The organism is Streptomyces flaveolus (assembly GCF_044765825.1).
GTDB lineage: Bacteria > Actinomycetota > Actinomycetes > Streptomycetales > Streptomycetaceae > Streptomyces > Streptomyces flaveolus.
In genome coordinates this window covers 27,194-51,274 of sequence record NZ_JBIWKU010000008.1, presented here as the reverse complement: position 1 = coordinate 51,274, position 24,081 = coordinate 27,194, and the positions used below count along the sequence as shown (strand labels likewise).

Below are 24,081 nucleotides of genomic sequence, written 5' to 3'. Positions count from 1 at the left end.
GCGGCGACGGTGGCCTCGGTGCGCGAAGCCCCGCAGGCGAGCGTGTGGACCGAGGTCGACGTGACACAGACGATGGACTGTCTCCGTCGCCTTCGCTCCGCGGGCACCTTCGACGGCGTGAAGGTGCCTCCACTGCTCGTCGTCCGGCAGTCCTGAGCGCGATCCGCCGGACTCCACACGAAACGAAGAACCGGACATCAGGTCTCATACGGCCCTCTGAGACCCTCGAGGGTGCGCGCGGGCTCGGGGTCGCCCTCTCGGGGATGGCCGGGCACGGGGCCGCGGGACTCGCGCAGGGCGTTCCCGGCGGTGGGCGGGCGTCGCCGAGTTACTCGCGGAACCGGGAGTTCACCGTGGGATGCGCGTCACCGCCGGCCGCGTCCAGGCCCGCGAGCAGGCGCAGCCCGTCCTCGGCGGGGCTGCCGGGGGCCGCGGACAGCACCAGCAGCTCCATGCCCGATTGGTCGGGCAGCGCGAAGTTCTCCTGGTGCAGTTCCAGCAGTCCGATCAGCGGGTGCCGGTAGGCCTTGCGTCCATGTGTGCGGGCGCACACGTCCGCGCGGGCCCAGAGACGGCGGAAGCGATCGCTGCCCATCGCCAGCTCGCCGATGAGGGAGGCCAGGCGGGGGTCCTCGGGGTATTTGCCGGCGGCCAGCCGCAGGTGCCCGACCGCGTCGAGGGTGCAGGTCTCCCAGTCCGCGTAGAGGCCGCGCTCGGCCTCCTCCAGGAAGAGGTGCCGGGCGGTGTTCAGGCCCGGCACCGGCCGGCCGTAGAGGAGCCCGGCGAGGCGGTTCCCGGCGAGCACGTCCAGCCGGTGGTTCATGATCAGCGCGGGTGCGCCGGCGACCAGGTCGAGGACGCGCAGCAGCTCCGGCCTCACCCGCCCGCCCGGTGCCTTGGCGCGGCGTCGGCGCTGCCGGGCGAGCCGGTGGAGGTGCCCGCGTTCGGTCTCGTCGAGGCCGAGGACGCGGGCGAGCGCGTCGAGGACCTGCTCGGAGGGCTGGGTCGCGCGGCCCTGCTCCAGGCGTAAGTAGTCGACACTGACTCCGGACAGGTGCGCGACCTCTTCGCGGCGCAGTCCTTCGACCCGGCGGCGGCTGTCGGTGGGGATGCCGACGGCCGCCGGGTCGACCCGGGAGCGCCGGGTCCGCAGGAAGCTCGCGAGATGGTCCATGGGCCCAGTATCGCCTCGGTGGTGCCCGTGAAGGTGGTCCTGCCAGTACCAGGAAGTCCCGTCCGACGGAAGAAGCGTCCCTGAACACCGGGCGCCGCGACGCCCAGGATCGAAGGCATCCGATCCGAAGGAGTTCCCATGAAGACGCTGATCGTCCACGCCCACCCGGAGCCGCGGTCGCTCAACGGCTCGCTGAAGGACCTCGCGGTGTCCACGCTGGAGAACGCCGGGCACGAGGTGCGGGTGAGCGATCTGTACGCGATGAACTGGAAGGCGGTCGTGGACGCCGAGGACTACGGCCCTCACGCCTCGGATCCGCTGAGGGTCGTCCGGGACTCGGGCCGGGCCTTCGACGCCGGGGCGCTCTCCCCGGACGTCCGCGCCGAGCAGGAGAAGCTGCTGTGGGCCGACACGGTCGTCTTCCAGTTCCCGCTGTGGTGGTACACGATGCCGGCGATCCTCAAGGGCTGGGTGGACCGGGTGTTCACGTCCCACTTCGCGTACGGCGTCGGCGAGCACAGCGACACCAAGTACGGCGAGCGCTTCGGTGAGGGCACCCTCGCGGGCAGGAAGGCGCTGCTGTCGGTGACCGTCGGCGGCCCGGAGGCGCACTACGCCGCTCGCGGGATCAACGGCCCCATCGACGATCTGCTGTTCCCGATCCAGCACGGCATCCTCTACTACCCGGGCATCGAGGTGCTGCCGCCGTTCGTGCTGTACGGCACCGACCGGATGACCGGCGAGGACTACCAGGACGCCGCCAAGGCCTGGGAACAGCGCCTGCTCACCCTGGAGTCGACCGATCCGATCGCGTTCCGGCGGCAGAACTTCGGCGACTACGAGATTCCCTCGCTGCACCTGAAGGAGGGACGGGAGCCCGCGGGCCGCACGGGTTTCGGGCTGCACGTGCGCGGCTGACCGACGGCCACGAGCGGGACGAGCCGGGGCATGAACCCGGCGAACAGCCCGCGGGCACTTCGAGGACAACTCCCCCCTGGGGCCTGTCGTTCGGATCGGGTCGGCCGAGAGGGACTGCGCCCTTCAGCCGACCCGAGCGGGGCGTGGTGCGTGCAGGCTGCGAGACGGAGGAGGTCGCCAGGGCGAAGCCCTGGCAACCGACGGCAACGCGGCAGATGTGCGTGCCACGCCCCGCGACGCCGGCATGATCCGAACGACCGGCCCTAGGCGCCCGAGAGCTCGACGGGGCGCGCGGCCGGGGCCGCGTCGGTCCCGGCGATCGACAGGGCCCCGTCCGCCGCCGGCGCCTTCTCGATCCGCCAGCGCTGTCCGGTGGAACCGTCGTGCACCTTGACGACGACGTCGGCGTCCGGCGCGCCGGTGGTCGCGGCGAGGGCGAGCTGGTTCTGCCAGCGCGGCAGCAGCGCGCCCTGCGCGGTGCGGTCGTAGCGCACGTCGTCGCCCCGCTCGGCGCCCTCGTCGGCGCAGGTGCCGAGAATGACGATTCCGGCGTCCGCCTGCGAGTCCAGGCACAGCCCGGGGTCGGCGACGCTGCGCAGCAGGCCGTCGTCCTCCAGGGTCCACTGCTGTGTCCATGCCTCGGAGCACGCCGCCAGCCGGGCGCCCGCCCCGGCCTTCGGCTCGCCCCGGACGTCGAGGCAGAGGCCGGCGGCGACGTTGCGCAGCCGGGTGGGGTCCGCGGCCGTGGGCAGTCCGGCGGTGCCGGGCGGCTTCGGGCGGGAGGTCGCGGACGTCGTGCCCCGGCCGTCGACGGCGCTGGTGGACGCGGCCGGATCGGCGCCGCCGCCGTCGTACGACCACACGTTCACCACGAGGACGATCGCCAGCACTCCCGCCGAGGCGGCGCCGACTCCCCTGAGCATCGACCGGGCGGAGCGCGGCCGGCCCGGGAGCCGGCGGACGGGGGCGGGGAGCCGGGCCAGCAGGCCGGGGCGGCCGCCGCGGTGCCGGGCGGCGGCCCTGGCCTGCGGGCCCCGGTCCGCGCGGCCCGGACGGGAATCGAGATAGCGCCGGGCACCCCAGCCGAGCACGGCCTCCGCGATCAGCGGCCCCAACTCGCGTTCGAAGTAGGAGAGTTGTTCGGCCGCGTGCCGGCAGTGCCGGCACTCCGCCAGATGTTTCCGCACGTCCGGCAGCAGATCCCCGCCGCGGCGGATCGGGACGTCGAGGAGACGGTTGTGGAAGCGGCAGTCCTGGCTCGGCGCGAGTTGCCGGTGGGCGTGCAGACAACCGTCACGGAATTGCTCACGCGCCTGTTCGAACGTGGCCGACGCGGTGTCGGTATCCATGCCGAGGAACCCGGCCGGCACGGCAATGGGTTCGCCTTCGACTTCTGTGTGCCACAGCAAACAACGGGCCGGTCCGGGAAGGGACGCGAATGCGCGCGCCGCGAGTGTGCGGTTTTCCGGAATCAGGGACTTCGCCGCCCGCATACCGCGTCCGCCGGCGGGTTTGAGCAGCTGCGGCAGAACGCCGGAGACCGCCTCGTCGGCCGACCACTGGCGGACGGTGTCGCGCACGGCCACGAGCAGTCGCGGGCGCAGGGCCGTGGCCGGTTCGCCCTGGGCGAGACGGTCCAGGACCCGGTGCTGGGCGGCGGCGGTGACCATGGCGGTGATCTGCCCCGACGCGGCGAGGCAGATGGCCGCGTAGTCGTGGGCGGGCTGCCAGTGCCGGGCCGTCAGCAGCGCGGCGGCCCGCGAGGCCTCGCTCTCCGGGCCGTCCCTGAGCCGGGCGGCCAGCCACTCGTCGGACTCCCCGGGATCCCCGCCGGAGGGCGGGTGGACGGGACGAGGGGGGTGGGGGGTGGGCACTGAGCTGTTTCCTTCCCACGCGCGGGTGACGCAAAAGTTCCGATGACCGAAAGGCAATTGGTGTATACCTTTTCGGCGCGGCGTGGGGGGCGTGAATTCGCCACGGCGAAATCGGACCCGGTTCTCCACGGTGCGTGCGAGACCCGGCCTTCACCCCCCGCACGAGTGCTTCACTCTCGCACAAACCACTCATGGTCAACAAGGCGTCCGGGTAACGTCGGACCTCTGGGAAAGAAGCCCGGAATCCGCGGCAACTGATGCTGCTTACACGGGCTTTCGGATTTCCCGGCGCGCCCCGTGTGAAAGGCGCCGGGCGGGCTCAGATCTGCCAGGACCGCAGACGGTCGGCCGCCCCGTAGACGTCCGCGTCGCCGGTGAGCAGGTCGCGCGCGAGGTCGACCAGGGCGCCGTAGGGCGGGTCGATGCCGACGCCGCTGGCGAACATGTACGCCACGGCCGTCGCGCAGGCGAAGCGGGCGTTGGCCGACGGCAGGGGCCTGAGCACGGCGAGGGTGTGCAGCAGCGCGGCGGCCCGCCAGGCGGGGTCGGAGTTCACCCCGAGGCGGGGCGGGTCGACGCGGTGCCGGGCGACGGCGGCGACCAGCGCGGAGAAGTCGTTGATCGTGGGCTGCTCCGGCAGCACCTCCTCGTGACGCTGGAGCAGCCAGGGCACGTCGATGTGCAGAACGGGTGCCATGGGTCAGGCGGCCCGCCCCTCGCCCCGGGCGGGCGGTGGTTCGTCGTCGGGAAAGGCGGCCGCGAACTCGTCGGCGTGGGCGGTGAAGAACCGGCGGAACGCCTCCGCGCCCTCCTGCAGTGCCCGGTGCCGGGCTATGTCGGCGGCGGCGGCCTCCCGCACGAGCGCCTTCATCGACGTACCGCGTTCCTTGGCGATCTGCCGCAGGTCCTCGAGCTCGCGGTCGCTGAACTCCACGTTCAGAGCTGGCATGCCTCCCACGGTACCGCGCGGGTACTGGCCCGTAAATACCCCCAGGTCAGAGCAGGAGTACGACGGTACCGTGGGAAGCGAACGGGTGAGCGGACGGTCAGCCCTGGTCCGCCACGAAGGACGCCATGCGGGCCAGCGCCGCGTTCCAGTTGACGGTGTGCTCGTTGGTCGACCAGGACTGGATGTCGTCGATGTAGCAGAACTGGCCGACGCACCCCTGAAGTTTGCTCTGTGCGTACGGATCCTGGATGTTCGAGTTCGGTCCGCCGGCGAGGGTGCCGTCCGGCGGGTCCGGCAGGGCGGGGTCGAGCTGGCGGGCGTACCAGCGGCTGTGCTGGTGGTGGGCGTTGACCTCTCCGTAGCCGGTGACGTACGAGATGTTCAGCGCGTTGCGGCCCAGGATGTAGTCCATGGTCTGGACGGCGCCGTCCCGGTACGCGGAGCCGCCGGTGATGTCGTAGGCGGAGGCGAGGACGACCGCGTTGTTGAGGACCTGGGCGCTGGAGCCCCAGTCGTAGACGTTGCCGTCGGGGGCGTACGGCATCCCGTAGGGCTGTGTCTTCAGCGTGGCGAGATAGCGGTCGGCGCCCTTCACGACGGAGCGGCGCACGGCGTCCCGGCCGGGGAGGCGGTTCGGCACGGTGGCCAGGTCGAGACGGGCCGCCGCCGCGGTACGCGCCCAGTCGAAGCCGAGCGGGACGAAGATGTCGGCGGTGTGGACGGGGGACGTCAGCACGTACCGCTCGAAGGCCCGCTCCCCCGTCGTCAGGTACAGCTCGGCGGCCGCCCAGTAGAACTCGTCGTCGACCCGGCTGTCGGGATACGCCCCGCCGCCGATGCCGTCGCTCTCGTCGGCGAGCACGTCCGGGTGGGCCAGGGCCGCCGTCCAGGCCGTGCGCGCGGCGTCGAGCGCCTTCGCCGCGAAGGCGCGGTCGTAGGGCCGGTAGAGGCGGGCCGCCTGGGCGGCCGTCGCCGCCAGGTTGAGGGTCGCCGCGGTGGTCGGCGGGTGCAGCTCGCGCTTTTGCGGGTCGGCGCTCGGCAGCAGCGGCAGCCCGGTCCACTGGGCGTCGTGGATCTTGTGGTGGGCCATTCCGGCCAGCGGCTGCCCGGCGGGCACCTGCATCTTCAGCAGGAACTCCAGCTCCCAGCGGGCCTCGTCGAGGATGTCCGGCACCTTGTTGCCGCTCTCCGGGAGGGCCAGCGTGCCGTCACCGAGCTTCGACGGCTTCCCGGTGCGGGCGTGCAGCGAACGCTCGTAGGTGCTCAGCAGCTCCCAGGTGGAGATGCCGCCGTTGACGACGTACTTGCCGTGGTCGCCGGCGTCGTACCAGCCGCCCGAGACGTCGAGGGTGTAGTCGCACACACCCGGCTGACAGGGCACCTGGGTGTCGCCCTGGTTGGGTGCCGTGCCCACGTGTCCGGCGGGGCGGGCGTAGCCGGGGCGCAGCTCGTCGCTGATGGCGATGCCGCTGCGCTGCGTGTAGTAGTACTTCGCGGAGTCGACGCGCAGCCGCTCGTAGGCGGCCGTGCCGATGTCGAACGGGCGGCTCGTCTCTCCGTCGGCGACCAGGGTGTAGCCGTCGCCGCGGCGCGTGTAGCGCCCGAAGTCGATCGAGTGGACGTTCTGCCCGGAGGAGGCGTCGACGCCGCGCGGCACGCTCCAGCCGTGGGCGACGACCCGGCCGCCGCCGTCCTTCAGCTGCCAGGGCAGACGCGAGGTCGCGTCGGTGACCAGCGTGGCGTTCTTCGGCCCGGACGGCAGATAGCCGACCTGGTTGACCCGCACCCGCGGCCCGGTGTCGGGCACGTACGGCTCGGGCGCCACGCCGCCCAGCAGGGACACGTCGTCCGCGCAGAACCGCCAGGCGTCGGGCGTGCCGCCGAGCTGGAAGCCGACCTGGCCCTGGGTGGTGTCGACGGGCGAGGTGAAGGTGTACGAGTAGGTGTTGCCGGAGACGCTCAGCTGGGGGCTGACCTCGTAGTAGGTGTCGTACGGGGACACCGACAGGCCCACGATCGCCCGGACCACATGGTCGGCGGGCGCGCCGGTCGCGGTGAAGGAGAACCTGTACGACTCCCCCGCGACCAGGGCGATGTCGTTCTGGCCGACGGCGGCGTCCCAGCGGTTGGTGGTGCCGCCGGGGACGTCGGCGCACAGCCGGCCGTCCGACACGGCCGCGGTGACGTTGCTGCTCGCCCACCAGGACTCGGTGCCGTTGTCGAAGGTGCCGTTCCTGACCTCCTCGGTCTCGTCGGCGCCGGCCGGCGCGGCGGGCAGCGCGGTGACGGCCGCGGCGAGCAGGGCCGTCAGGGAGACGAGCGCGGTTCTGCGTCTTTTCACGTCCGGGCTCCTCGGGGGTGAGGGAGGGGCAGCGCCACCGACGCGTGGGAGCGCTCCCAAAAGCGGTCGGGGCCATGCTTGTGGCAGACATGACAGCCCGTCAACGGTCCGGACGGGACTGGTTCCCGTCCGGACCGCTGCCCGGCCGATCAGACGGCGGGCGCCTCCAGCCGGCTGACCCGGACCGCTCCCCGCGCCTCACCGGGGTGACGGCTCGTCAGCGTGAGCCGGACGCGGGAGCCGCTCACCGGTTCGAAGGTGATCACCGTGGGGGCGTCGGACGCGGTGGCCCACTCGATACGGGCCCCCTCGGCCGTCCGCCACGCGCGTCCGTCCCAGACGGCGGCCACCACCGCGGCGGGCAGGCTGTGCGCGGCGTCCACGGTGAAGGAGACCTCGACCCGGCCGTAGCGGCGCGTCCGCCCGTGGTCGACCGAGATCCAGTCCTCGGCGCGGGCCCCGTCGAAGGCCGGCAGCAGCGCGGTGGCCGCCTTCTGGAACCCGTTGGACCAGCCGGTGGCCGGGTCGCCGTCGAGCACCGCGGCGGGCAGCGTGTCGGGGCGTCCGGAGTAGCTCGCGTCCGCGTGCGGGTGGGCCACGGGCGCCGGATGCTCGGGCGCGAACCGGGGAGCCGGCGTGGTCGCCGGGGACGCGGCCCGCCGGGCGTGCACGGTCGCCGTGTCCGCGCGCAGCCCGTCCGCGCGGGCGGTCACGCGCACCGTCCCCGGCCGGGTGCCGGAGCGCACGATGGCGAGGGCCTTGCCGTGGAAGGCGGTGCGGGTGCTCGCCTGGTACCGCTCGGCGCTCTCCTGGCGGCCGTTGTCCACCCCGGCGAGGGAACCGCCCGCGACCTCGAAGGTGATCAGGTGCTCGGCACCGGGCACCACCACCCCGTGCCGGTCGACCACGTCGGCGGTCACGAAGACCAGGGAGCGGCCGTCGGCGGCGACGGCCTCCCGGTCCGGGGTGAGGCGTACGGCGTGCGGCGCTCCGGCGGTGCGCAGGACGTCGGTGGCGACGGTCCTGCCGCCGCGCCGGGCGACGGCCTTCAGCTCGCCCGGCGCGAAGGGCACCCGCCAGGTCAGGTGGAGCTTGCCCGCGCTGCCGTTCGGACTGGTGTAACTGCCCGGGTAGGGGCCGTCGGTGAAGGTCTTGTCGTCGCCGGTGGCCTCGGTGGTCTCCAGGTAGGTCCGGCCGTCCACCGTCTTCTTGGTGTCGAACGAACGGACCCCGAGGGACTTCCCGTTCAGGAACAGCTCGACGGTGTCGACGTTCGCGTACGCCCAGACCTCGACGGTGTCGCCCTCGCGGTGGTTCCAGGTCGCCGGCAGCAGGTGGACCATCGGTGCGTCGGTCCACTGGCTGCGGAACAGGTGGTACATGTCCTTCGGGAAGCCGGCGGTGTCGACCGCGCCGAAGAACGACGCCTTCACCGGGAAGACGTCGTAGGGGGTGGGCTCCCCGATGTAGTCGATGCCCGACCACAGGAACTGCCCGGCGAACCACCTGCGGTCCCGGTCCTTCTTGTGCCCGTACTCGCCGCTCATGGTCCAGGAGGCGAGGTTGTTGTCGTACGACGAGGTCGCCCGCCCGCCGGGAGTGTGGTTCTCACCGGTGTTGAGGTGCTCGGGCTCCTGGTAGGTGCCGCGCGTGGAGGTCTCGGAGGACGACTCGGACTCGAACAGGAACAGGTGCGGATAGGCGGCGTGCAGGGCGTCCACGGACTTGGCGGTGTTGTAGTTGAGGCCGAGTCCGTCGAGCTTGGCCAGCATCAGGTCGGCCGCCGAGCCCTTGGCGGGCAGCCGGCGGTACTTGTCGGAGCCGATGACGAGCGGCCGGGTGGCGTCGGCGGCCCGGATCGCGGCGATGATCCGGTCGGCCATCGCGAGGCCGGCGGTGGAGGTGGAGTCGGGGATCTCGTTGCCGATGGACCACATGACGACGGCGGGCGAGTTGCGGGCCGCGAGCACCATCTCGGTGGCGTCCCGCTCGCACCACTCGTCGAAGAACCGGCCGTAGTCGTACCGGTTCTTGCCGGTGCGCCAGCAGTCGAAGGCCTCGACCAGCATCACGATGCCCAGCTCCTCGCAGACCTCGATCATCTCGGGCGAGGGCGGGTTGTGGGAGGTGCGGAAGGCGTTGGCGCCCATCGACTTCATGAGGGTCATCTGGCGGCGGACCGCGTCGACGCTGACGGCCGCGCCGAGCGCGCCGAGGTCGTGGTGCAGGTCGACGCCCTTGATCTTGGCGTGGGCTCCGTTGAGGTGGAAGCCCTCGTCGGGGTCGATGCGGAAGGTGCGGACGCCGAAGGGGGTGCGGTAGGTGTCGACGGTGCGTCCGCCGACGCGCAGTTCGGTGCGCAGGGTGTAGCGGTGCGGGTCCGCGAAGTCCCACAACCGGGGGCGCCGGACGGTGAGTTCGTGAACCTCGCTCCGGTCGTCCGCGACGGTGACCGTGGAGGCGGCGCGGGCCACCGTACGCCCCTCGGCATCCTCGACCCCCGACCTGATCTCGACCTCGCGCACGGCGCCCGAGGCGTTGACGACGGACGTCTCCACCCGGACGAGGGCGCGCTCACCGCTCACCTCGGGCGTGGTGACGTACGTGCCCCAGCGCCGCACGTGCACCGGTTCGGTGACGACGAGCCGGGCCTCCCGGTAGATGCCGCTGCCGGAGTACCAGCGGCTGCTCGGCAGCTGGTTCTGCACCTTGACCGCGAGGACGTTCTCGGTGCGGCCGTCGGTGTGCACCAGGTCGGTGAGGTCGAGGGCGAAACCGGTGTACCCGTAGGGGTGGCGGCCGGCCTCCCGACCGTTGCAGTAGACATGGGAGTCCATGTAGACGCCGTCGAACTCGACCGAGATCCGCTTCCCGGCCGTCGCGGGCGGCAGGGTGAAGGCGAGGCGGTACCAGCCGAGGCCGCCCGGCAGGAAGCCGGTGCCGCTGGTGGTGCCGTGGTCGGTGGTGGGCGTCTGCTCGATGCTCCAGTCGTGCGGGACGGCCACCTCGCGCCACGCCGAGTCGTCGTAGTCCGGTTCGGCGGCGCGCGCGTACGCCCCGGCCGGGTCGGTGGTCCCGCCCGGATCGACCAGGGCGAAGCGCCAGCCGTCCCGCAGGGCGACCGTGCGGCGGCCCGTGCCCTCTCCCGCGGCGTCCGCGGCCCACGCCGACGGGGCGCCCAGCAGCGCGCCCGCCGTGGGCGCCGCCGCGGAGGCGATCAGGACCGATCTGCGTGTGACCGTCATGCCGGATCTCCCTCACCAGAAATCAGAAGTACTCACAACTGATCGTGAACAAACAGATTCTGACGTCGGTCCACATGTGGCCGTCAAGGGCACGGAAAGCTCTTTCTGTCCCGGGCGCCCCAGCCGTTCGATGGCCCGTGCCCCGAGGGGGCCTCGCGACCCCGCTGGTTCGGGTCCGCGGAAGGCCCGGACGCACTAGGCTGGGGCCCAGGTGACGCGCTGTTCACTGTGGGTGTGCGCAATGGAGTGGCGACGATGAGTCCGGTCAACCCGCACGACGATGCCGCCGCGGCCCGCGTCGTCGTCGACGAATCCGGCACATTGCGGGAGTGGAGCGAGGGCGCGCGTCTGCTGCTGGGCCACTCGGCCGCGGACGTCGTGGGGCGCCCCGCCGCCGAGCTGCTGGCGGACGAGGCGGACAGCCCGGCTCTCGAGCCCGGTGCCGAGCGCTGGAACGGGACGCTGGCGCTGCGGCACCGCGACGGCCACACGGTGTCCGTGTGGGTACTCGCCCGCCACAGACCGTCCGAGGAGGACGGACCCGGCACGTGGCTGGCCGTCGCCCCCCTGGACCGTGGCCCCGAACAGCCGGACGACCCGCTGGTCAGAGCCGCCCTGACCCAGTCACCCTGCGCCACGATGATCTTCGACGACCAGCTCCGGATCCGCGGCGCCAACGACGCCATGGCACGGCTCTTCGAGCTCCCGCCGGACCGCATCCGCGGCCTGCGGGCCCCCGACCTCGGCGGCCGGACTCAGGCCGCGGAGCTGGAAGGGCACATGCGGCGCGTACTCGCCACCGGCCAGGGCCACGACATGCACACATATCTCAAGGCCCCCGGCGAGAGCCGCGCCCACGCCTGGCTCGCCCGTGTCGCCCCGCTCACCGGCGCCGACGGCGAGGTGCGCGGTGTCTGCGTGACCGCCCACGACTTCACCGAGCAGCACCTCGCCCGGGAACGGCTCCAGCTGGTCAACGAGGCCAGCGTGCGCATCGGCACCACCCTCGACGTCACCCGCACCGCCCAGGAGCTGGCCGACGTGTGCGTCCCCACGCTCGCCGACTTCGTCAGCGTCGATCTGCTGGACCCGCCGGAGCACGGGGGCGATCCCGTCGCCACTCCGACGCCGCCGGTCGCCCTGCGCCGGACCGCCCATCAGTCGGTCACCCCGGGCTGCCCGCAGGCGGTGGCCGAGCCGGGCCGCCTCGACGTCTATCCGGCTGCCTCGCCGCAGGCCCAGTGCCTGGTCGCGGGGCACGCGGTCGTCGCCGCGGTGCCCTCCGACGACCTCGAACGGTGGCGGGAGCGGGACCCCGTCCGGGTCGAGCGGATCGAGGAGTACGGCATCCACTCCATGATGTCCGTCCCGCTGCAGGCCCGCGGCACCACCCTGGGGATCGCGGTCTTCAGCCGGTTCCGCCGCCCCTACGCGTTCACGCACGACGACGTGCTGCTGGCCGAGGAGGTCAGCGCCCGCGCCGCCGTCTGCATCGACAACGCCCGCCGCTACTCCCGCGAGCGCGAGACGACTCTGATGCTGCAGCGCAGCCTGCTCCCCCGGTGGCTGCCGCCCACCGCCGCGCTGGAGGCGGCCTCCCGCTATCTCCCGGCGGCCCGCTCCGGGGTGGGCGGCGACTGGTTCGACATCATCCCCCTGTCCGGGATGCGGGTCGCGCTGGTCGTCGGGGACGTCGTCGGCCACGGCATCCAGGCCTCGGCCACCATGGGCCGGCTGCGTACCGCCGTGCGCACCCTCGCCGACATCGACCTGACCCCCGAGGAGCTGCTCACCCACCTCGACGACCTGGTCGTCCGGCTGTCGGAGGAGTCCGGCGGCGACGGCACGGGCGAGGTCGGCGCCACCTGCCTGTACGCGGTGTACGACCCGGTGTCCCGGCAGTGCTCCCTGGCCCGGGCCGGGCATCCGCAGCCCGTGCTCGTCCCGCCGGACGGCCCGCCCCGGCAGCTCGAACTGCCCTCCGGTCCGCCGCTCGGCGTCGGCGGCCTGCCCTTCGAGTCGGCCGAGCTGGAACTGCGCGAGGGCAGCGTGCTCGCGTTCTACACCGACGGCCTGGTCACGAGCCGCGACCGCGGCGCCGACGACGGCCAGGCGCTGCTGCGGGACGCCCTGGCCGCCCCCGACGGTTCGCTGGACGCGGCCTGCGACCGCGTGCTGCACGCCCTGCTGCCGACCGGCGGCGCCGCCGACGACGTGGCGCTGCTGCTGGCCCGCACCCGGGGGCTGCCCGCCGGCCAGGTCGCCACCTGGGACATTCCCGCCGACCCGTCGCTGGTCGCCCCCATCCGCAAGCAGGTCGTCGAGCAGTTGTCCGCCTGGGAGCTGCTGGAGGCCTCCTTCACCGCCGAACTGGTGGTGAGCGAGCTGGTCACCAACGCCATCCGGTACGGCTCGCCGCCCATCCGGCTGCGGCTGATCCACGACGCGACCACGCTGATCTGCGAGGTCTCCGACACCAGCCACACCGCGCCCCACCTGCGCCGGGCCAAGACCTGGGACGAGGGCGGGCGCGGTCTGCTGCTGGTGGCCCAGCTCACCCAGCGCTGGGGCAGCCGGCACACCGCCGAGGGCAAGACGATCTGGGCGGAGCTGGCCCTGCTCGAGGAGGAGTGACTCGCGGTTTCCGCACCCCTGCCGGGGGACACTCGAAGGCAGGGCGTGCCGTCCGGCACCCGTGCCGGGCCGTGCGCGACGAACCTCACGGAAGTGTGGAGAAGCGATGGCGAAGACGTCCCAGCCCGTAGGCCGGACGGCCCTGCTGGCGAGCGCGGTCGCGGTGCTCGGCATGCTGACCGCCTGCGGCACCGACAGCGGCACGGCGAGCACGACACAGACCGGCCGCGCCGAACACCCGGCCGGTGCGAGCAGCAGCCCGCTTCCGGACCGGAGCACCGGCGGCGCACCGACGGCCGGCACCGTGCCCACCGACACCGCCGGTTCCGCGTCCGCCTCGGCCCGCACCGACGGCCGCTGCCACACCTCCGAGCTGCGGGCCTCCGTCGGCCGCGTCGACCCCGGAGCCGGGCAGCGCAACTTCCCGGTCGTGCTGACCAACACCTCGGAGCGCACCTGCACCCTGTACGGCTATCCGGGCGCCGCCTTCGTGGACGCGTCCGGCAAGCAGCTGGGCCCGGACCCGCAGCGCGCACCGGAGTCGCCGCGGACGGTCACGCTGACCCCGGGCCGCAGCGCGTGGGCCGGCCTGTCGTTCTCCAGCCCGCAGATCAGCGGCGCCCGCGCCGCGGCCCCGGCGCGGCTGCTCGTCACCCCGCCGGACGAGCGGAATCCGATCGAGGTGACGTGGACCGCCGGTGAGGTCCCGGTGGGCGGCAACGAGTCGTCGGTGTCCGTCACCGCCCTGGCCCCCGGAACGGGCCCCTGAGCGCCCGGTCGCCCCGCGGTCAGTGGCCGGCGATCGGGTGCGGCGCGTACGGCCGTTCCAGCTCCTCGATCTCCTTGTCGGAGAGGGCGAGTTCGACCGCCGCCACGGCGTCCTCGAGGTGCCGCGGCTTGGCGGCGCCGATGATCGGCGCGGTGACCGTGTCCTGGTGCAGCAGCCAGGCGAGGGCCACCTGGGCGCGCGGTACGCCGCGGTCCTGCGCGATGCGGGTGACGGCCTCGACGACGGCGCGGTCGCCCTCCTGGTAGAGCGTGCTGCCGAAGGCGTCGGTGGCGCTGCGCCCGGTCGCCGCTCCCCAGTCCCGGGTGAGGCGGCCGCGGGCCAGCGGGCTCCAGGGCAGCACACCGACGCCCTGGTCGGCGCAGAGCGGCAGCATCTCGCGCTCCTCCTCGCGGTAGAGGAGGTTGTAGTGGTTCTGCATGGAGACGAACTTCGTCCAGCCGTGCCGCTCGGCGGTGTACTGCATCTTGGAGAACTGCCAGGCGTACATCGAGCTGGCCCCGATGTAGCGCACCTTGCCCGCCTTCACCAGGTCGTGCAGTGCCTCCATCGTCTCCTCGACCGGCGTATGGGGGTCGAAGCGGTGGATCTGGTACAGGTCGACGTAGTCGGTGCCCAGGCGGCGCAGGCTGTGGTCGATCTCGGACATGACGGCCTTGCGGGACAGTCCGGCGCCGTTGGGCCCGGGCCGCATCCGGTTGTTCACCTTGGTCGCGAGCACGATCTCGTCCCGGCGGGCGAAGTCCGCGAGCGCCTTGCCGACGATCTCCTCGCTGGTGCCGTCGGAGTAGACGTTGGCGGTGTCGAAGAAGGTGACGCCGGCCTCCAGCGCCTGCCGGATCAGCGGACGCGAGGCCTCCTCGTCGAGGGTCCACTCGTGCGTGCCGCGGTCGGGAACGCCGTAGGTCATGCACCCCAGACAGATCCGCGACACGTCCAGGCCCGTCGAACCGAGCTTCACGTACTGCATCGTTGCTGCTCCTGCCTTCCGGATCGGTACCGGGCGAGCGTACGTCCTCGTGCGGGTCCGCGTCCGGCGCGGGTCAGTGCTCCTGGAGCAGGTCGAGGGCCCGTTCCCAGCCGAACTCCGGGCGGCCGCCGTCCGTTTCGTCCTGTCCCGTGTACGGGTCGCCGAAGCGCACCCCCATCCCGCGCAGTCGTTCCAGACTCTCCTGGTAGGCGGGATGCGCGGCCAGCGCGTCGGCCACGCAGGGCAGGACGGCGACGGGCACGCCGAGGCCGCACGCCTCGCACAGGGTGGCCACGGCGAGGGTGTCGGCCAGTCCTGCGGCCCACTTGTTGACCGTGTTGAAGGTGGCGGGCGCGACCACGACGGCGTCGGGCGCCGGGAAGGGGCGCGCGTCGCCCGGCCGGCGCCAGGCCGAGCGGATTCGGCGGCCGGTCTGCGCCTCGACGGCGGCGGCGTCGAAGAAGCCGTCCCTGGCGACCGGGGTCGCGAAGACGCCGACCTCCCAGCCGCGTTCCTGTGCGGCGGTGATCAGCCTGCCGACGCCGGAGGCCACGCCGGCGGCGCAGACGACGACGTAGAGGAAGGGCTTCTCGGTGCTCCGGGCCGGTCCGTTCACGCCGGAACCCTACTCAACCGGCCGACGGGGCCTACCGCAGGGGGAAGGACAGCCCTCGCTCCGCCTCGGGCCGCGGGCCGTGGATGCGGCGGTCCGCCTCCTCGATGGGGACGTCGTTGATGCTCGCCTCCCGCCGGGTCATCAGGCCGTGCTCGTCGAACTCCCACAGTTCGTTGCCGTAGGAGCGCCACCACTGCCCGTCGGTGTCGCACGACTCGTACTGGAAGCGGACGGCGATGCGGTTGCCGTCGAAGGCCCACAGGTCCTTGCGCAGCGCGTACTCGCGCTCGCGCGCCCACTTGGCGGTCAGGAACGCGACGATCGCGGCGCGGCCCGTGAGGAAGGTGTCGCGGTTGCGCCAGACCGAGTCCTCGGCGTAGGCGAGCGCGACCTTGTGCGGGTCGCGGGTGTTCCAGGCGTCCTCGGCCGCCTGGACCTTCCGGGCGGCGGTCTCACGGCTGAACGGTGGCAGGGGCGGGCGGTCGGTGGTCATGGCGAACCCTCCGTCGACAGGCTGGAGAACGCTCGTTCTCCACTGTGGCTGCTACCGTTGGAGAACGATCGTTCTCACGTCAAGGAAGAGGCCCTTCATGGACAGCGAGGCCGCCCGGGAGCGGGCGCTGGACGCCGCGGAGCGGCTCTTCTACGGGCGGGGCGTCCAGGCCGTCGGCATGGACGACGTCCGCGGCACCTCGGGCGTCTCCCTCAAGCGCCTCTACCAGCTGTTCCCGGCGAAGGAGCAGTTGGTGCTGGCGTATCTGGAGCGGCGCGACGTGCGCTGGCGGGGCCGGCTGGCGCAGTACGTCGACGACCACGAGGGGGCCGGCCCCCGGATCCTCGCCGTCTTCGACTGGCTCGGGCAGTGGTTCGCCGAGCCGGACTTCCGCGGCTGCGCGTGGCTCAACGCGTACGGCGAGCTGGGCGCCGGATCGCCCCGGGTCGCGGAGCACGTACGGGCGCACAAGCGGGCGTTCCGCGAGTTCCTCGACGCTCTGGCGGCCGAGTCGGGGCTGCCCGCCGCGGTGGGCGGGCAGTTGTTCCTGCTGGCCGAGGGCGCCATGACGACCGCGGGCCTCACCGGCGGCCCGGAGCCCGCACGGGAGGCGCGGGAAGCCGCCCGGGTGCTGCTGGCGGCCGCCGGGGCGGGCGCACCGGCGCCGTGACGGCACGGCGTCCGGCTTCCGGACGGGCGGTCCGGACGGTGCTGAACGCGTCGTCGGGCACATCGTGTCGCGCGGTCGGCGGCGGTCCACCGCCGGGATGCGGTATGGATGGATCGTGCACCGGCCGGCTTCGGACCGCGGTGCCAGTCAACCGTACGACGCGACGATGGGACGGAAACCATGCCTCTTGAGGGCGAGTACGAACCCAGCCCGACGCAGTGGGTGCGCGAGCAGGTGGAGCTGTACGAGAGCTCCGGCGGCACGCAGGGGACGACCCTCCTGGACACGGGCCTGCCCGTGATCGTGCTGACCACGCGGGGCGCCCGCAGCGGGAAGATCCGCAAGACACCGCTGATGCGCGTCGAGCACGAGGGCCGCTACGCGGTGGTCGCCTCCCTGGGCGGGGCGCCCGAGCACCCGGTCTGGTACCACAACGTCAAGGCCGATCCCCATGTGGAGCTCCAGGACGGCCCGGTGAAGCAGGACATGACGGCCCGTGAGGTCACCGGCACGGAGAAGGCCGAGTGGTGGGAGCGCGCCGTCGCGGCGTTCCCGGCGTACGCCGACTACCAGAAGAAGACGGACCGGGAGATCCCGGTCTTCGTGCTGGAGCCGGCCGGCGGGAACTGACCCCGGGCCGGACGAGAAAGTTCCGGATCCGCGTGCATGGCCCGGCCGGCGCCGGGCACACGAGGGTCAGGCCCCGCCGCGTTCCCCCGTCGCGGCGGGGCTTTCCGCTGCCTCGTGCGCGGGCCGGTCGGTGACGTCGAGGAAGATCTGCTGGGCCTCGGGGACGGTCCGCGCGATGGACTTCTTGATGCGCACGGACACCTCCTCCACCCGCTCGCTGTCCAGGCCGGGCACCAGGTCGATGCGGGCGGCCACCAGCGTGGAGTCGAGGCCCGTCTTCATCGTGAACAGCGCCTCGACACTGTCGATCTCCGGCTGAGCCCGCAGCAGCGCGCGGATGCGGCCGCTCGCCTCCGGATCCGCGGCCTCGCCGATCAGCTGGTCGCGGGCCTCGCGGCCCAGCCGGTAGGCCACGTACACGAGCAGGGTGCCGATGGCGAGCGAGGCGCAGGCCTCCCACACGACCTGTCCGGTGACCATGTGCAGGACCATGCCGATCATGGCGAGGGTGACGCCGAGCACCGCGGTGCCGTCCTCGGCGACGACCGTGCGCAGGGCCGGGTCGCGCATCCCGGCGGCGACCCCGCCCTGCCCGCGCACCTGGTGCAGCGCCCGCAGCAGCGAGGCGCCCTCGGCGATCAGGGCGACGCCGAGCACGATCAGCCCGGCCACGTAGCCGCTGAGTTCCTCCTCCGCGCCCGTCCGGAGGGCTTCGACGCCCTGGAAGAACGAGAAGCAGCCGCCCATGACGAAGATGCCCACGGCCGCCAGCAGGGACCAGAAGAAGCGTTCCTTGCCGTACCCGAAGGGGTGGCGGCGGTCGGCGGGCCGGCGGCTGCGGCGCAGCGCGGCGAGGAGGAAGACCTCGTTCAGGCTGTCGGCCACCGAGTGCGCCGCCTCCGACAGCAGCGCGGGGGATCCCGCGAGGAAGCCGCCGACGGCCTTGGCGACCGCGATCACCAGGTTGGCCGCCAGGGCCACGAGCACGGTGATCCGCGTCCTGCGGTCCGCCTTGCCGGCGGACCCGCCCGCGGTCTCGCCGCCGGCCCCGTCGTCCCTTCCGTCGGTGGTCTGTCCGTTCGCTGTCGTGTTCGAGGTAGTCCGGCTCACGATTCGCCGACTGCCCCCTGCCGGCCGGGCTCACACCCGCCTTGTGGGTGGCCCACCAGTGCCGACGGCCGAAAACGGGGAACGCGTTACCAGGGCCCACCGACGACAGGGAGGTACGTCCCATGAGCGGCGACGACGGGACGCCCGGCAACAGCGGCTACGGCAGGAAGGCGTTCAAGCGGTCCAAGAGCCATTTCGCCGACCGGATCACCGCGGACGGCCGTGACGGCTGGCCGGTGGCGGCCGGGCGTTACCGGCTCGTGGCCAGCCGCGCCTGTCCGTGGGCGAGCCGGGCCCTGGTGTCCCGGCGGCTGCTCGGCCTGGAGGACGCCTTGTCCCTGGCGATCACCGACCCGATCCAGGACGACCGCAGCTGGCGGTTCACCCTGGACCCGGACGACCGCGACCCGGTCCTCGGCATCCGCTTCCTCAGCGAGGCCTACGACAAGCGGGAGACCGGCTATCCGGGCGGGGTGAGCGTGCCGGCGGTCGTGGACGTGCCCAGCGGGAGGCTGGTGACCAACGACTACCAGCAGATCACCCTGGATCTCGCGACCGAGTGGACGTCCCTGCACCGGCCCGGTGCGCCCGACCTGTATCCGCACGCCCTGCGCGACGAGATCGACGAGGTGATGGCCGACGTCTACCAGGACGTCAACAACGGTGTGTACCGGGCGGGCTTCGCCACCGGACAGGAGGAGTACGAGGCCGCCTGCGCGGGCGTGTTCCGCCGGCTGGAACAGCTGACGCCCCGGCTGGAACGTCAGCGCTATCTGGTGGGCGACACGATCACGGAGGCGGACATCCGGCTGTTCACCACGCTGGTGCGCTTCGACGCCGTCTATCACGGCCACTTCAAGTGCAACCGCTGGAAGCTGACGGAGAATCCGGTGCTGTGGGCCTACGTCCGCGACCTGTTCCAGACGCCGGGCTTCGGCGACACCGTCGACTTCGACCACATCAAGCGCCACTACTACCAGGTCCACACCGGCATCAATCCGACCGGCATCGTGCCGCTGGGCCCGGACCCGTCCGGCTGGCTCACGCCGCACCACCGGCAGGAGCTGGGCGGCCGCCCGTTCGGCGACGGCACGCCGCCCGGGCCGGTGCCCGCCGACGAGGAGGTACCGGCGGCCGGCAGGCCCTGATCCGCGGGCCGTGCCCGTCACGTCCCGACGTCACTCGACGAACCATCACTCCGCGAACCCGAAGGAGACCCAGTGGGCAAGAAGAAGAAGCAGAAACTCCCCCTCGCGTACAAGCCCGTCGGCTTCGTCCTGGGCTGGGCGGGCGGCGCGCTCGCCGGGATGGCCTTCCAGAAGACGTGGAAGCTGATCCGGCACGAGGACGACGCACCCGACGCCCTGGACCCGGACCGCGGCTGGGGCGAGATCCTCCTGGCCGCGGCGGTCCAGGGCGCCATCTTCGCCGCGGTGCGCAGTGCCGTGGACCGGACGGGCGCCAAGGCGATCGAGCGCTCGACGGGCGTCTGGCCGGTCGCCGACAAGGGCGGACGGGACTGACCGGAGTCGACCCTTCCGCCGCACTCACCGCGCCGGCGGCACCCGGGCCGCGGGGCCTCAGCCCTGCTTGGGTGCCGTCGGCGGCGTGCTGCGGCGCAGGGTGAAGGAGTGGCCCGACGGGTCGGCGAAGCCGCGCTCCTCGTGCGGGCCCGCCGCGTCCTTGGCCTCCAGCGGACGCCCGCCGAGCCCGATGACCCCGCGCTCGGCCTCGTCCAGGTCCTCCACCACGAAGTCCAGATGGGCCTGGAGGGAGTTCTCCGGGCGGGGCCAGCTCGGCGGGGTCGCGTTGACGTCCCGCCGGAACGCCATGCGGAAGCCTGCGGGGGCCTCGATCTCGATCCGGTTGGCGGACACGTCGGTCTCCTCCGCGCCCAGCAGCGCCTTGTAGAACTCGGCGAGCTTCTCGGGTTCCGCGCAGTCGAGCACCACGACGCCCGCGTTGACCAGTGCCATGTCTCCTCCGAAGGATTCTGGGCACGGGGCGTCGGACCCCGCAGCCCTCTGCCTTGCGCATATCCCGGCCCGGCGGATTCAGTCGGGCGGCGGGCCAACGGCATTGTGCGGCACGCCTCCTGACCGGCTCTCTGGGACGGGGGCGAGACGCCGGTCCGCCGCGCCCGCGCTCAGCCCGCCGACTGGAACGTCCGGCGGTACACCTGGGGCGAGACGCCGATCGACGCGTGCAGGTGCTGACGCAGCGAGGCGCCCGTGGCGAAGCCGACCTGGCCGGCGATCCGGTCGACCGGAAGGTCGCTGGACTCCAGCAGATGCCGGGCCCGGGCGACGCGCTGCTGGGTCAGCCAGCGGCCGGGGCTCATGCCGACCTCGTCGTGGAAGCGCCGGGCGAAGGTGCGCAGGCTCATCCGCGCGTGCGCGGCGAGGCGGGCCAGCGTCAGGGACTCGCCGAGGTGGTCCAGGGCCCAGGCCCGGGTCGCCGCCGTGCTCGCGGCGCCCTGTTCGGGCACCGGCTGCTCGATGTACTGCGCCTGTCCGCCGTCCCGGAAGGGCGGGACCACACAGCGGCGGGCGACCTTGTTGGCCAGTTCGCTGCCGTGGTCCTCGCGCACGAGGTGGAGGCAGACGTCGACGCCGGAGGCCGCGCCCGCCGACGTGATGATGCGGCCGTCGGCCACGAAGAGCACGTCGGGGTCGAGGGGGATGTGCGGGAACATGCGCCGGAACCGGTCGGCCAGCTGCCAGTGGGTGGTCGCCCGGCGGCCGTCCAGGAGCCCGGCGGCGGCCAGCACGAAGGCGCCGGTGCAGATGGAGACGATGCGGGCGTCGGGGCGGACCCGCGCGAGGGCGGCGATCACCTCGGGAGCCGGTTCGTCGGTGACCAGGGCGGGCGAGACGGCGGGGACGACCACCGTGTCGGCCGAGTCCAGGATCTCGGGTCCGTGGTCCGCGGTGACGGTGAAGTCCGCGTCGGTGCGCACCGGCCGGCCGTCGACGGTGCAGGTGAGCACCTCGTACCGGCCGTCGGCGGCACCGAGGATCCGGCTCGGGATGCCCAGCTCGAAGGGATAGGCGCCGTCGAGGGCCAGCACCACGACCCGTTCCGTCCGCCCCGCGGGGCGTTTCGTATGCCGCATGGCACGATTCTATCGGAGCGTGGCAATCATGCCATTTCCCCGAGGGGCGGCGAACGGCAGGCTGGGTCAGCATGAGCGATGTGAAAACGATGCGAGCCATCAGCCAGGACACCCTCGGCGGTCCCGAGGTGCTGCGTGAGGTACAGCTGGAACGTCCCGAGCCGCGCCCGAACGAGGTGCTGGTACGGGTGCGTGCCGCCGGAGTGAACCCGACCGACTGGAAGCACCGGGCGAACGGCGGCTTCCTCGGCGAGCCGCCCTTCGTCCTGGGCTGGGACGTCTCGGGCGTGGTGGAGGCGGTGGGGATCGGCGTCGCCGCGTTCCGGCCGGGCGACGAGGTCTTCGGCATGCTGTCGTACCCGTTCGGCCACGGCTCCCACGCGGAGTACGTCACGGCCCCGGCCCGTACCTTCACCCACAAGCCCGCCGGGATCGACCACGTCCAGGCCGGCGCGCTCCCGCTGGTGTCGCTGACGGCGTGGCAGGCGCTGGTGGAGCGGGCGGACCTGCGGGAGGGGCAGCGGGTGCTGATCCACGCCGCCGCGGGCGGCGTGGGACATGTGGCGGTGCAGATCGCCAAGGCCCGGGGCGCGCACGTGATCGGCACGGCGAGCGCGGGCAAGCACGAGTTCCTGCGTTCCCTCGGCGTGGACGAGACGGTGGACTACCGCGAGACGGACATCACCGAGGCCGTGAAGGACGTCGACGTCGTCCTGGACACGATCGGCGGCGAGACCTCGCTGCGGTCCCTGCGCGTGCTGCGGCCGGGCGGGATCGTGGTGTCGATCCTGCCGGTCGGTTCGGAGGAGTTCTTCGAGGAGGCCGAGCGGCTCGGCGTGCGGGCGGTGCGGATGCTCGTCGACGCGGACCGGGCCGACATGCGGGAGATCGCCGGCCTGGTCGAGTCGGGCAGGCTGCGGGCCACGATCGAGAGGACGTTCCCGCTGGCCGACGCGGCCCAGGCTCACGAGCTCGGTGAGACGGGCCGCACGACGGGGAAGCTGGTCCTCGTGGTCGACTGACGGGCCTCGCCGTGAGAGTTCGATGACATATGTCAATCGAACATGCTCAAACGCGCTCGTTCGGGGTAACTTTCGAGGGAGGTTGGGCAGTTGGGCCCCCGGAGCAGGCTGGAGGCGTTGTCGTCGTGCGACAGGAATCCGCGTCGCTCACCAGGCATCTGCGCGTCCGCCGCGACCGGGGGCACACGGTGCTGGAGTTCCTCGGCGAGATCGACATCGCGTCGGCCGCCGAGATCGTCCCGCACCTGGACCGGGAGACGGGGCGTCCCGGCGCCCTGGTCGTGCTCGATCTCGGCGGGGTCGAATTCTTCGACTGCTCGGGACTGCGGCTGCTGTACCGGGCACGGCGCCGGGTGCTCGACGGGGGCGGCCAGGTGCACCTGGTGTGCACCCATCCGCTGACGCTGCGCATGCTGCGGATCACCGGACTCGCGCGGTTGCTGCCCCCGCGGCCGACCCTGGCGGAGGTGCTCGGCGTCAGTCCGCCGTAGTGGCGTCGAACAGGGCGCTGACCGACTCGCCGTTGTGGATGCGGCGCACGGCCTCGGCGAGCGCCGGGGCGATGGACAGGACCCGCAGCTTCTGCGGGTGGTCGTCGGCCGGCACGGGCACGGTGTTGGTGCACACGATCTCCAGCACGTCGGGCTGTTCGCCGAGCCGGCCGAGCGCGCCGGCCGCGAACAGCCCGTGCGTGCAGGCGAGCCGGATCGTGCGCGGACCCTGCTCCCGCAGCCGGTCGAGGAGTTCCAGCACGGTGCTGCCGCCCGCGATCTCGTCGTCGAGCACGATGACGTCGCGCCCGGCGACGTCCCCGATCACGGCGCTGATGCTGACCCGGTCGTCGGCGAACCGCTGCTTGGCGCCCGCCGCCACCCGGGCGCCGAGCAGCCGGGCGAAGGCGGCGGCCTCCTTGGCGTTGCCGAGGTCGGGCGAGACCACCGTGGTGCGGGACAGGTCGTACTGCCGGAAGTGCGCGGCCAGTTCGCGCAGCGCGTGCAGGTGGTCGACCGGGACCGGGAAGAAGCCGTGCACCTGGGGCGAGTGCAGGGTCATGGCGAGGACCCGGCCGGCGCCCGCCGCCACCAGCAGGTCGGCGACCAGGCGTCCGCCGAGCGAGATGCGCGGCGCGTCCTTCTTGTCGGAGCGGGCGTAGGAGTAGTGCGGCAGGACGACGGTGATGCGCCCGGCCGACGCCCCGCGGGCCGCGTCGCACATCAGCAGCAACTCCACCAGGTGCTCCTGCACCGGCTTGACCAGCGGCTGGATCAGGAAGACGTCCCGCTCCCGGCAGTTGGCCCGAAGCTGCACCTCGAGGCAGTCGTTGGCGAACCGGCTGACCCGGACGGGGCTGAGCGGCACGCCCAGCTGCGCGCAGACCTCCTCGGCCAGCTCGGGGTGGGCACTACCGCTGAACACGGCGATGTCTCGCACGGATCGCTCCTCGCGTGATCCTGTCCGGCCGGAACCTCAGCTTACGGAAATCCGGTTGCGGCGGGCCCGGGGGAAGGCGTCATGATGACGCCGTCCGTGTTC

At 72.8% G+C, this 24,081-nt stretch carries 23 protein-coding genes; 10 read left to right on the top strand and 13 right to left on the bottom strand.

What is annotated here, in order from left to right:
- The first annotated feature begins 18 nt into the window (after positions 1-18).
- Positions 19-156 (top strand): hypothetical protein, encoded by a 138-nt coding sequence (locus tag ACIRG6_RS23840; RefSeq protein ID WP_364822085.1) that lies wholly within the window; start codon positions 19-21, stop codon positions 154-156.
- 172 nt (positions 157-328) lie between these two features.
- Here ACIRG6_RS23840 and ACIRG6_RS23835 read toward each other — a convergent pair whose 3' ends face one another.
- The gene (locus tag ACIRG6_RS23835) at positions 329-1,174 is read right to left on the bottom strand and encodes a helix-turn-helix transcriptional regulator (RefSeq protein ID WP_403324489.1); all 846 of its coding nucleotides are present in this window, start codon (positions 1,172-1,174) and stop codon (positions 329-331) included.
- A 138-nt stretch (positions 1,175-1,312) separates the two neighbouring features.
- Between ACIRG6_RS23835 and ACIRG6_RS23830 the strand changes: the two genes are divergently transcribed.
- The gene (locus ACIRG6_RS23830) at positions 1,313-2,092 is read left to right on the top strand and encodes an NAD(P)H-dependent oxidoreductase (RefSeq protein ID WP_364822080.1); all 780 of its coding nucleotides are present in this window, start codon (positions 1,313-1,315) and stop codon (positions 2,090-2,092) included.
- A gap of 263 nt (positions 2,093-2,355) precedes the next feature.
- On the opposite strand, the gene ACIRG6_RS23825 is transcribed toward ACIRG6_RS23830, so the two are convergent.
- From ACIRG6_RS23825 to ACIRG6_RS23805, 5 genes are all read right to left on the bottom strand, one after another.
- The gene (locus ACIRG6_RS23825; RefSeq protein ID WP_403324486.1) at positions 2,356-3,966 is read right to left on the bottom strand and encodes an RICIN domain-containing protein; all 1,611 of its coding nucleotides are present in this window, start codon (positions 3,964-3,966) and stop codon (positions 2,356-2,358) included.
- 319 nt (positions 3,967-4,285) lie between these two features.
- Entirely contained in the window at positions 4,286-4,663 is a 378-nt protein-coding gene (locus ACIRG6_RS23820; protein ID WP_189232535.1) for a toxin Doc, read from the bottom strand.
- A gap of 3 nt (positions 4,664-4,666) precedes the next feature.
- Positions 4,667-4,915, bottom strand: coding sequence for a hypothetical protein (locus tag ACIRG6_RS23815; protein ID WP_077797179.1), 249 nt, complete (start codon positions 4,913-4,915; stop codon positions 4,667-4,669).
- A 97-nt stretch (positions 4,916-5,012) separates the two neighbouring features.
- Positions 5,013-7,256, bottom strand: coding sequence for a glycoside hydrolase family 9 protein (locus ACIRG6_RS23810; RefSeq protein WP_403324484.1), 2,244 nt, complete (start codon positions 7,254-7,256; stop codon positions 5,013-5,015).
- A gap of 149 nt (positions 7,257-7,405) precedes the next feature.
- Positions 7,406-10,501, bottom strand: coding sequence for a glycoside hydrolase family 2 TIM barrel-domain containing protein (locus ACIRG6_RS23805; RefSeq protein ID WP_403324482.1), 3,096 nt, complete (start codon positions 10,499-10,501; stop codon positions 7,406-7,408).
- A 255-nt stretch (positions 10,502-10,756) separates the two neighbouring features.
- On the opposite strand from ACIRG6_RS23805, the gene ACIRG6_RS23800 reads away from it, so the two are divergent.
- A complete protein-coding gene (locus ACIRG6_RS23800; protein ID WP_403324480.1) occupies positions 10,757-13,135 on the top strand; it encodes a SpoIIE family protein phosphatase in 2,379 nt (792 codons plus the stop codon).
- 106 nt (positions 13,136-13,241) lie between these two features.
- Positions 13,242-13,904 (top strand): DUF4232 domain-containing protein, encoded by a 663-nt coding sequence (locus ACIRG6_RS23795; RefSeq protein ID WP_364681591.1) that lies wholly within the window; start codon positions 13,242-13,244, stop codon positions 13,902-13,904.
- A 19-nt stretch (positions 13,905-13,923) separates the two neighbouring features.
- Here the strand turns inward: ACIRG6_RS23795 and ACIRG6_RS23790 are convergent, their stop codons facing one another.
- From ACIRG6_RS23790 to ACIRG6_RS23780, 3 genes are all read right to left on the bottom strand, one after another.
- Positions 13,924-14,892 carry an aldo/keto reductase gene (locus tag ACIRG6_RS23790; RefSeq protein WP_364822070.1) on the bottom strand — a complete coding sequence of 323 codons (969 nt, stop codon included), beginning with the start codon at positions 14,890-14,892 and terminating at the stop codon, positions 13,924-13,926.
- Between the two features lie 73 nt (positions 14,893-14,965).
- Positions 14,966-15,508, bottom strand: coding sequence for a flavoprotein (locus tag ACIRG6_RS23785; RefSeq protein WP_403324477.1), 543 nt, complete (start codon positions 15,506-15,508; stop codon positions 14,966-14,968).
- Positions 15,509-15,539: 31 nt separating this feature from the next.
- A complete protein-coding gene (locus ACIRG6_RS23780) occupies positions 15,540-16,001 on the bottom strand; it encodes a nuclear transport factor 2 family protein (protein ID WP_403324475.1) in 462 nt (153 codons plus the stop codon).
- 97 nt (positions 16,002-16,098) lie between these two features.
- Here ACIRG6_RS23780 and ACIRG6_RS23775 point away from each other — a divergent pair, with 97 nt between their 5' ends.
- On the top strand, positions 16,099-16,671 hold the full coding sequence (locus tag ACIRG6_RS23775; RefSeq protein WP_403324473.1) for a TetR/AcrR family transcriptional regulator: 573 nt from the start codon (positions 16,099-16,101) through the stop codon (positions 16,669-16,671).
- A 180-nt stretch (positions 16,672-16,851) separates the two neighbouring features.
- Positions 16,852-17,301 (top strand): nitroreductase family deazaflavin-dependent oxidoreductase, encoded by a 450-nt coding sequence (locus tag ACIRG6_RS23770; RefSeq protein WP_350724415.1) that lies wholly within the window; start codon positions 16,852-16,854, stop codon positions 17,299-17,301.
- 66 nt (positions 17,302-17,367) lie between these two features.
- On the opposite strand, the gene ACIRG6_RS23765 is transcribed toward ACIRG6_RS23770, so the two are convergent.
- Positions 17,368-18,294 (bottom strand): cation diffusion facilitator family transporter, encoded by a 927-nt coding sequence (locus tag ACIRG6_RS23765; protein ID WP_364681661.1) that lies wholly within the window; start codon positions 18,292-18,294, stop codon positions 17,368-17,370.
- Positions 18,295-18,533: 239 nt separating this feature from the next.
- On the opposite strand from ACIRG6_RS23765, the gene ACIRG6_RS23760 reads away from it, so the two are divergent.
- Together ACIRG6_RS23760 and ACIRG6_RS23755 are read left to right on the top strand one after the other, a co-directional pair.
- Positions 18,534-19,559 (top strand): glutathione S-transferase family protein, encoded by a 1,026-nt coding sequence (locus tag ACIRG6_RS23760; protein WP_318215727.1) that lies wholly within the window; start codon positions 18,534-18,536, stop codon positions 19,557-19,559.
- A 72-nt stretch (positions 19,560-19,631) separates the two neighbouring features.
- Positions 19,632-19,934 carry a DUF4235 domain-containing protein gene (locus ACIRG6_RS23755; protein WP_318215726.1) on the top strand — a complete coding sequence of 101 codons (303 nt, stop codon included), beginning with the start codon at positions 19,632-19,634 and terminating at the stop codon, positions 19,932-19,934.
- Positions 19,935-19,991: 57 nt separating this feature from the next.
- Here ACIRG6_RS23755 and ACIRG6_RS23750 read toward each other — a convergent pair whose 3' ends face one another.
- Positions 19,992-20,387, bottom strand: a complete 396-nt coding sequence (locus tag ACIRG6_RS23750; RefSeq protein WP_364681602.1) for a VOC family protein — start codon at positions 20,385-20,387, stop codon at positions 19,992-19,994.
- A gap of 170 nt (positions 20,388-20,557) precedes the next feature.
- Positions 20,558-21,526 (bottom strand): GlxA family transcriptional regulator, encoded by a 969-nt coding sequence (locus ACIRG6_RS23745; RefSeq protein WP_364681604.1) that lies wholly within the window; start codon positions 21,524-21,526, stop codon positions 20,558-20,560.
- 71 nt (positions 21,527-21,597) lie between these two features.
- On the opposite strand from ACIRG6_RS23745, the gene ACIRG6_RS23740 reads away from it, so the two are divergent.
- Both ACIRG6_RS23740 and ACIRG6_RS23735 read left to right on the top strand, forming a co-directional pair.
- On the top strand, positions 21,598-22,548 hold the full coding sequence (locus tag ACIRG6_RS23740) for an NADP-dependent oxidoreductase (protein WP_364681606.1): 951 nt from the start codon (positions 21,598-21,600) through the stop codon (positions 22,546-22,548).
- Positions 22,549-22,673: 125 nt separating this feature from the next.
- Positions 22,674-23,039: an anti-sigma factor antagonist gene (locus tag ACIRG6_RS23735; protein WP_350724424.1), complete on the top strand. Its 366-nt coding sequence runs from the start codon at positions 22,674-22,676 to the stop codon at positions 23,037-23,039.
- Here ACIRG6_RS23735 and ACIRG6_RS23730 read toward each other — a convergent pair.
- Complete coding sequence (locus tag ACIRG6_RS23730) at positions 23,026-23,979, bottom strand: ribose-phosphate diphosphokinase (RefSeq protein WP_403324469.1); 954 nt, start codon at positions 23,977-23,979, stop codon at positions 23,026-23,028. The two genes, ACIRG6_RS23735 and ACIRG6_RS23730, sit on opposite strands and share 14 nt — an antisense overlap.
- Positions 23,980-24,081 lie beyond the last annotated feature (102 nt).